We start from the raw sequence: 5,071 nt of genomic DNA, 5'->3' as shown, positions 1-5,071 counted from the left end.
CCACGACCTCTTGCCACGAGCCCCCATACCCAGGAGCGCCGGGCGGGAATCGTGGGGGACGCCTCGCGATCGGGCGGTCACATAACGCGCGTGATGGTTCCGAGATCGGTCACAGGCGGTTACCGAAGGGTAGGAACGCCTTCCCGAAGCCCGCCGAACGGTCACAGTGGTCGGTCACGCCCCCACGTGATTCGGAATCGCCCGAGGTCACGGGCCCCTCGCCACAACCCTCACCACTTTCCGCAATCAAGCGGTCACAAAGGGTTGCACAGATCACTCCGAAGGACGAAGTGCGGCCGGAGCGGGCTCCGTTGCACCCCGCAGCGCCGGGGATACGTGATTCGGGTCACCAACTTTTGACCATTGACATGAGGGTGATTCACGTGTCGGTAGGCCCTTTCACCCAAAAAGGGGACATAAAGGGTCGCCCCATAGTGCCTGCAAGCGCCAGGTTTGCTCACTCTCCAGTCACGGGCCGTCACAGATCTGTATTCCTGTCCTCCGCTCGGCCGCAATTCGGTAGACAGGGGGACGGGGGATTGCCCTCGGGGCTCCGGCCCCGTTACTGTCCCCCGGTCCGTTGTCACAGTCTGGTCACGACCAGGACAAGGAGTCGGTTCCCCGACCGGCTCACCGGGATCCCCCGCCCGGAGTCCTCGACCCGACTCCCCGAAGACGGAAGGCCTGGTCTTGTCTCGACACCGCTCCCCCGGCGGCAGTACTGACAGCGCAGTCATCGACGAAGCCGTCGACCGCGCATCCACCCGTGAGGTGAGCACGCACCGGCTGCCGCCGCCGCCGTCCTCGCTGCGTGGCCGCGTCGTGGTCGCCGCCGTCGCGGTCGGCGCGTTCGCCGCCGCAGGCGCCGCGCAGACCGTGCAGGCGCTGGGCGGCCCCTCGCAGTCCGCCTCCGACGAGGTCGTCCCGCTGGCCGCCTCGGCTGCCGACGGCGCCGCCGCGTTCGGCGTCGGCGGCGACGAGGCCCCGGCCGCGCCGCAGATCATCCCGGTCGCGAAGACGGTCGACGCCGCCTCCGAGGCGCAGAAGCTCGCCAAGAGCCAGCAGATCGTCGAGCAGCGCGAGGCCGCCGAGGCCGAGCGCCTGCGCCCCAAGTTCGTCTCCCCCGCCCAGGGCACCTTCACCTCCGGGTACGGCGGTCGCTGGGGCACCGTGCACTACGGCATCGACATCGCGGGCCCCACGGGCACCCCGATCCTGTCCGCCGCCGACGGCACGATCCTGGAGGCGGGCACCGCGAGCGGCTTCGGCCTGTGGGTGCGCGTGCTGCACGACACCGGCGAGGTCACCGTCTACGGCCACGTCGACAGCTACAGCGTGGTCAAGGGCCAGCGGGTCAAGGCGGGCGAGCAGATCGCGCGCATGGGCAACCGCGGCGTCTCCACCGGCACCCACCTGCACTTCGAGGTCTGGGAGTCGGACGGCGGGCTCAAGCTGAACCCGCAGACCTGGCTCAACGCGCGCGGAATCGTGGTCTGACCGAGGGCCGACCGGCGGGCCGCGAGGCCCGCTCGACCCGCTCCGGCGCCATCCCGACCAGCGCCGAGCACCCGAGCACGGGCCAGGCCGCTGGGCGACCGCTGTGGTGCAGGACCGCGCCGTCGCCCCTGAGCACCCGCAGCCCCGCTCCCGGCGCGCCCTCGCGGGCACTCCGCTGCACCGGCACGAGCGGCGGCAGGGCGAGCGCGTCCCGGTCCTGGCCGCGCTCCGCGTGCGCCTGCTCCTGGCGACCGCCCAGGGCGAGCTGGGGCTGAGCGAGCTGCGTCTGGCCGAACTGCGTCTGGCCGAGCTGGGCCTGAGCGAGCTGGCTCTGGGCCGCCGGGGACTGGGCCGGCTGGGCCTGGGTGACGTGGGACTGCCCGGCTGCGCGCTGCTCCACTGAAGAACTCCTTCGCTCGCGTGCTGTTCCACCAAGATCGACGCGCGGAGGCGCCACCCGGTTGCCCTCGGTGACCCCACCGATCGCCCGCACGACGCGCCTGCCGCCCCAGACCGTCCAGGAGCCCCCCGAGCCCCCGTCCGGCCCTTCGGCGTCCAGGACGGCGCTCTCACCCCGCTGTGCCGCCCTCACGGGCCACGAACGGGCTTCCTCCGCCGAACGGGTGACCTGACGACGCGCGCTCCCCTCGCGCGCACCGCCCGAACCAGTGCGCTCAGCTAAGCAGAGGGGTCTGACAATTCCGGGCCGCGCGAGGTGGCAGGACGGGTGCGGAACGGGTGCGCGGCCCCTGACCTGCGCCGGAACCGGCCTCAGCGCCCCGCGCTCGGCCCGGAGAGCGCGACGGCCGGGTCGCGCTCGCGACCCGGCCGTCCCCCCACTGCCCCCGTGCACATCCCCCACCCCCCGCGGTCCGCTCCCCCGCGACCCCACCGGCGTCACCAACGGCCCCCGTCGTCCCGCTCGTGACACCTAGGAAGACGCCCGTGCCCGACCGCGGTTGCGCGCGCGTCCGGAAGAAACCCGAAAAAAGCGGGGACCCGGCCGCCGCAGCGACCGGGTCCCGCGAGAACCGCAGCTCAGAGCTTGGTCATCGGCACGCTGCCGATCAGCATCAGCCGGACCTTGCCCGAGGAGCCGAAGTCGATGGTGGCCGTCGCGCGCGGTCCGCCCACGCCGTCCACGGACACCACGCTGCCCAGCCCGTACTTGTCGTGCGTGACCCGGTCGCCGACCTCCAGCTTCAGCGAGGGCCCGCTCTGCATCCCCTTGGCCGTCCCGGACCGGGTGCCGAAGGTGCTCGTCGCGCCGCCCCTGCTGCCGCTCCACGTGGTCTGCGCGGCCGGGCCGGACCGGCGCGGCTCGGCGCGCTTCCACTCCAGCAGGTCGGCCGGGATCTCGTCCAGGAAGCGCGACGCCGGGTTGGCGGCGGGCTGGCCCCACGCCGAGCGCACCAGCGCCCGCGACAGGTACAGCCGCTGCTGGGCGCGCGTGATGCCCACGTACGCGAGCCTGCGCTCCTCGGACAGCTCGGCCGGGTCGCCCAGCGCGCGGGTGTGCGGGAAGATCCCGTCCTCCCAGCCCGTGCAGAACACGACCGGGTACTCCAGGCCCTTCGCGGTGTGCAGCGTCATCAGGGTGACCACGCCGTCGCTCTCGGCGTCCGGCACCTGGTCGGCGTCGGCGACCAGCGACACCCGCTCCAGGAAGGCGTCCAGCGACCCGGCGACCGGCTGGCCGGGGTCGGGCTCGGGCGCGGGCTCGCCATCGGGCTCCACCGCGCTCAGCTCGCCGAACTCGCGGGCCACGGTCACCAGCTCGTTCAGGTTCTCCACGCGGGTGTGGTCCTGCGGGTCGTCGCTGGCCTCCAGCTCGGCCCGGTAGGCGGTGCGGTCCAGCACCTCCTCCAGCACGGACGCCACGTCGTCGCCGCGCTCGACCCCGGCCCGCAGCTCGTCCAGCAGCTCGACGAACCCGCTGATGGCGCGCTGGGAGCGCGGGTTGAGCAGCGGCACCTTCCCCGCGACGGCGGCGCGCAGCGCGGTGGCGAAGCTGACCCGCTCCCGCTCGGCGTAGGTGGCCACGCACGCCTCGGCCCGGTCGCCGATGCCGCGCTTGGGCACGTTCAGCACCCGGCGCAGCGAGACGGTGTCGTCCGGGTTGGACAGCACCCGCAGGTAGGCCAGGGCGTCGCGGACCTCGCGCCGCTCGTAGAACCGGACGCCGCCGACGACCTTGTAGGGCAGGCCGAGGCGGATGAAGATCTCCTCGAACACGCGCGACTGGTTGTTGGTCCGGTAGAACACGGCGATCTCGCCGTTGTTCGCGTCGCCGCCGTCGACCAGCCGGTCGATCTCGCGGGCCACGAACGCGGCCTCGTCGTGCTCGTTGTCCGCGACGTACCCAACGATCTTCTCGCCGTCGCCGAGGTCGCTCCACAGCCGCTTGTCGCGCCGGTCCGGGTTGCGCGAGATGACCGCGTTCGCGGCGGTCAGGATGGTCTGGGTCGAGCGGTAGTTCTGCTCCAGCAGGACCGTGGTGGCCTGCGGGTAGTCGCGCTCGAACTCCACGATGTTGCGGATCGTGGCGCCCCGGAAGGCGTAGATGGACTGGTCGGCGTCGCCGACCACGCACAGCTCGGCGGGCGGCACGCCGTCCGAGCCGGTGCCGACCAGCTCGCGCACCAGCGTGTACTGGGCGTGGTTGGTGTCCTGGTACTCGTCGACCAGCACGTGCCGGAACCGGCGGTGGTAGTGCTCGGCCACGGCCGGGTTGCCCTGGAGGAGCTCGACCGTGCGCATGATCAGGTCGTCGAAGTCCATCGAGTTCGACTCGACCAGCCTGCGCTGGTAGGCGCCGTAGACCTCGGCGACCCGGCGCTCCAGGTCGTTGCCCGCCACCTCGGCGGCGTGCGCGGGGCCGACCAGCTCGTTCTTCAGGTTCGAGATGTGGATGGCCAGCGTGCGCGCCGGGTAGCGCTTGGGGTCGAGGTCCAGGTCGCGGGCGACCAGGGTGATGAGGCGGCGGGTGTCGTCCGAGTCGTAGATCGAGAAGCTGGACGAGATGCCGAGGGCCTTGTGCTCCCGGCGCACCAGGCGCACGCACATCGAGTGGAAGGTCGACACCCACATCGAGCGGGCGCGCGGGCCGACGAGGTCGGCGACGCGCTCCTTCATCTCGGCGGCGGCCTTGTTGGTGAAGGTGATGGCCATGATCTCGCCTGGGTGCGCGCCGCGCTCGGCGAGCAGGTGGGCGATGCGGCGGGTGAGCACGCGCGTCTTCCCGGACCCCGCGCCCGCGACGACGAGGAGTGGGGAACCCGCGTGCTCCACCGCCCTGCGCTGCGCCGGGTTGAGCCCGTCGAGCAGCGACGCGGAACCGGAAGAGGGGGGACTTGAGGGCAAGTCGAACAAGGCGCTCATCGTGGACCCACGGTACCGCCTGCCCACGTCACACCCGTGTCCCGCGCCGCTGTGGCATGATGGCGTTGTGCTCGCGGCTGCATTCTCCTTTTACTACGGGACCCGGACTCCGGCTCCCGTGGACCGCTAGCGCGCTCAATCCACCACGAAGCCCCGGAGTCCACAGGTCTCCGGGGCTTCGTCGTTCCGGGGC

At 72.2% G+C, this 5,071-nt stretch carries 3 protein-coding genes; 1 reads left to right on the top strand and 2 read right to left on the bottom strand.

What is annotated here, in order from left to right; genetic code table 11:
- Window positions 1-771: 771 nt before the first annotated feature.
- The gene (locus ACTUAL_RS28310) at window positions 772-1,497 is read left to right on the top strand and encodes a M23 family metallopeptidase (RefSeq protein WP_232520086.1); all 726 of its coding nucleotides are present in this window, start codon (window positions 772-774) and stop codon (window positions 1,495-1,497) included.
- On the opposite strand, the gene ACTUAL_RS28305 is transcribed toward ACTUAL_RS28310, so the two are convergent.
- Complete coding sequence (locus ACTUAL_RS28305; RefSeq protein WP_440902377.1) at window positions 1,472-1,897, bottom strand: hypothetical protein; 426 nt, start codon at window positions 1,895-1,897, stop codon at window positions 1,472-1,474. The genes ACTUAL_RS28310 and ACTUAL_RS28305 overlap by 26 nt on opposite strands.
- A 638-nt stretch (window positions 1,898-2,535) precedes the next feature.
- Complete coding sequence (pcrA, locus tag ACTUAL_RS28300; RefSeq protein WP_096497062.1) at window positions 2,536-4,878, bottom strand: DNA helicase PcrA; 2,343 nt, start codon at window positions 4,876-4,878, stop codon at window positions 2,536-2,538.
- Between the last annotated feature and the right edge of the window lie 193 nt (window positions 4,879-5,071).

Source organism: Actinosynnema sp., assembly GCF_052038725.1.
The sequence above is the reverse complement of the archived record's forward strand: the minus strand, read 5'-3'. Positions and strand labels throughout refer to the sequence as shown.

Coding starts and splice junctions, on each gene's coding strand:
- pcrA (WP_096497062.1), bottom strand. CDS start 4,878: ATGAGCGCCTTGTTCGACTTGCCCTCAAGTCCCCCCTCTTCCGGTTCC.